This window comes from Candidatus Symbiopectobacterium sp. (assembly GCF_020054415.1).
In the GTDB taxonomy this organism is placed as follows: domain Bacteria; phylum Pseudomonadota; class Gammaproteobacteria; order Enterobacterales; family Enterobacteriaceae; genus Symbiopectobacterium.
On record NZ_JAHWCO010000737.1, the window covers coordinates 1 to 2,524 of the forward strand.

Below are 2,524 nucleotides of genomic sequence, written 5' to 3' on the forward strand. Positions count from 1 at the left end.
GGTGGGTGAAGCCATGGCCATGGTCAAAGCGCTTAACCGGATCACGCTATTAGGAATGCCGAACAGTATTCGCATCACGTAACAATCGACCCGTATGGGGCGCAGTCGTTACAAGTTCTGATTTATTCAACAAAGCCAGTCTGGTGTCAAACATTTCGCGCGTGAAACCTTTTCGAGTGCGCTGGAACTGGGGCGTAAAACGTTGACGTCGGTGGGGATGCATCCTCATCAGGCTTATCGGGCACAGCAGCATTTTCTGCGCTTGGATATGCGCATGCTGCGTGAATTGATGCCGATACGTCAGGGGGATGCCGATGTGGCGCAGGTTTCGCGCGTCAAAGAAGCGCGGCGGGAGTTGGAAGACATTTTCCAACGCGAAATGCAGCACGAGCGCCGTCGTCTGGATGACTGGGATGAGTACGAATAGCATGTGTCGCATGCAGCGAGGAAGGCAAGATGCAACGTAAACGGTTTATCGCGGGTGCCGTGTGTCCTCAGTGTCAGGCGCAGGATACGCTGGCCGTAGGGCAGGAAGATCATGTAGATGTGGTCACCTGCGTCAAGTGTGGCTATCGTCAGAGCCAGTTAGATCCGCCTCCTGCTGCGCCAGAGCGGCAGGGCGAGCATATCATCGGCATTTTTCATCCTGATTGATTGGCGGGTCATTTTTTTATCCCATACGGTACATGGGGATTTTTTTCAGCTACAATTTGCGCCAGTTTTGATTTCCAACGGTAGGAGATGTCATGAAAGTTGCAAAAAATCTGGTGGTCAGCCTGGCCTACCAGGTACGTACAGAAGATGGTGTATTGGTTGATGAGTCTCCGGTGAGCGCGACGTTGGACTACCTGCACGGTCACGGTTCCCTGATTTCTGGCCTAGAAAAAGCGCTTGAAGGCCGCGAAGTGGGTGACAAGTTTGACGTTGCTGTCGGCTCTAACGACGCCTACGGCGAATACGATGAAAACCTGGTGCAGCGCGTACCGAAAGACGTCTTCATGGGCGTTGATGAGCTGCAAGTGGGCATGCGTTTCCTGGCTGATACCGATCAGGGTAAGGTACCGGTTGAAATCACTGAAGTGGAAGATGACCACGTAGTGGTTGACGGTAACCACATGCTGGCAGGTCAAAACCTGAAGTTCAACGTCGAAGTGGTTGCTATCCGTGAAGCCACGGAAGAAGAGATCGCACACGGTCACGTACACGGCGAGCACGATCACCATCATGAGCACGGTGAAGGTTGCTGTGGTGGTCATGGTCACGACCACGAACACGAACACGGTAAAGGCGGCTGCGGCGGTCATGGCGGCTGCGGTTGCCATTGATTTTCGGCGTATGCCCGTGAGGCGTGTCCTCACCGTTACAAACCCGGAGCGCTAGGCGCGGCCGGGTTTTTTTCGTTTTGCAACATGCGCCATTAGCACTGAACGTGTTGATTTTACCCATCTTTCATCGTGTTATTTTCGCATTACGCTTTCCTTCTTTTCTGCCCAACTAGGGATGTTCATCACATAACCTGTTAAAAGCCTCGGAGGACTTATTGACACTTATCGGTGCTTTGGCGAACAATCTGCAAACGTTACCGAGAACGTTATATTAATAAAATACACCCTAGAACATCCAGGAAAGAGAACCTCTACCATGATCAACATGAATATCGAGTTACGTTGCCTGAACCCTACACCCTTCACGCCCCTTCATCGTGATGCTGAACTGCCGCGCGTCGGCTAATGGCATGCAGAGCCGCTGTGCAAGCGTATCGCGGCTAACACACTATCCTTTTTGGAGAACAAACTATGTCAACGCATGACATGAGTGCCGGTGTGATCAATGCAAACGCCAGTGCTGTCGCCGCAAGCGGGACATCCAATGCCGAATTGGTCGCCCGTCTTGAACGGATGCCGATCACACGTCAACTGCTGACCATACGCGTGGTGGTCGGTCTTTCTACCTTTTTTGATGCTTATACCGTACTGGCTATCGCCTTCGCCATGCCACAGCTCGCCGCGGAATGGGGGTTGAGTGCAGCAGATATCGGCCTGATTATTGCTGTCAGCTATGTTGGGCAACTGTTTGGTGCCGTTTTCTTCGGTTCTCTGGCCGAGAAAATTGGACGATTGTGCGTGTTGAAGAGCACTATCATCCTGTTTGTGATCATGGATGCGGCCTGTCTGTTTGCCTAGAGTGGACTGTCGATGATGGTCTTTCGCTTTTTGCAAGGGGTTGGGATTGGCGCGGAAGTACCCGTAGCGAGTTCCTATTTCAATGAATTTGTTGGTGCCAAAAAGCGTGGGCGCTTCTTCCTGCTGTACGAGGTGATTTTCCCTATCGGTATGATGTTTGCAGGAATTGCGGGGTATTTTCTGGTCCCTGTTTATGGCTGGAAAGGGCTTTGTTGAATAAATCAGAACTTGTAACGACTGCGCCCCATACGGGTCGATTGTTACGTGATGCGAATACTGTTCGGCATTCCTAATAGCGTGATCCGGTTAAGCGCTTTGACCATGGCCATGGCTTCACCCAC

2 protein-coding genes and 4 pseudogenes are annotated in these 2,524 nt (G+C 51.8%); 5 read left to right on the plus strand and 1 reads right to left on the minus strand.

All coding sequences use genetic code 11. The annotated features are described in order from the left end of the window. The 5 genes and pseudogenes from QZ506_RS21190 to QZ506_RS21210 form a co-directional block, all read left to right on the plus strand. A pseudogene (locus QZ506_RS21190) lies at positions 1-82 on the plus strand (lipoprotein); the annotation flags it as partial. A 54-nt stretch (positions 83-136) separates the two neighbouring features. Then, positions 137-427: pseudogene (locus QZ506_RS21195) on the plus strand (glutathione-regulated potassium-efflux system protein KefB); the annotation flags it as partial. A gap of 29 nt (positions 428-456) precedes the next feature. Beyond that, positions 457-654: a YheV family putative zinc ribbon protein gene (locus QZ506_RS21200; RefSeq protein ID WP_291973730.1), complete on the plus strand. Its 198-nt coding sequence runs from the start codon at positions 457-459 to the stop codon at positions 652-654. 92 nt (positions 655-746) lie between these two features. After that, the gene (slyD, locus tag QZ506_RS21205; protein ID WP_291973733.1) at positions 747-1,325 is read left to right on the plus strand and encodes a peptidylprolyl isomerase; all 579 of its coding nucleotides are present in this window, start codon (positions 747-749) and stop codon (positions 1,323-1,325) included. 471 nt (positions 1,326-1,796) lie between these two features. After that, a pseudogene (locus QZ506_RS21210) lies at positions 1,797-2,387 on the plus strand (MFS transporter); the annotation flags it as partial. A 56-nt stretch (positions 2,388-2,443) separates the two neighbouring features. On the opposite strand, the pseudogene QZ506_RS21215 reads toward QZ506_RS21210, so the two are convergent. After that, positions 2,444-2,524 (minus strand): annotated as a pseudogene (locus tag QZ506_RS21215) (lipoprotein); the annotation flags it as partial.

Excerpts from the sequence above, each read along its gene's own strand:
- QZ506_RS21200 (WP_291973730.1), top strand. The coding sequence starts at position 457 with ATGCAACGTAAACGGTTTATCGCGGGTGCCGTGTGTCCTCAGTGTCAG.
- slyD (WP_291973733.1), top strand. The coding sequence starts at position 747 with ATGAAAGTTGCAAAAAATCTGGTGGTCAGCCTGGCCTACCAGGTACGT.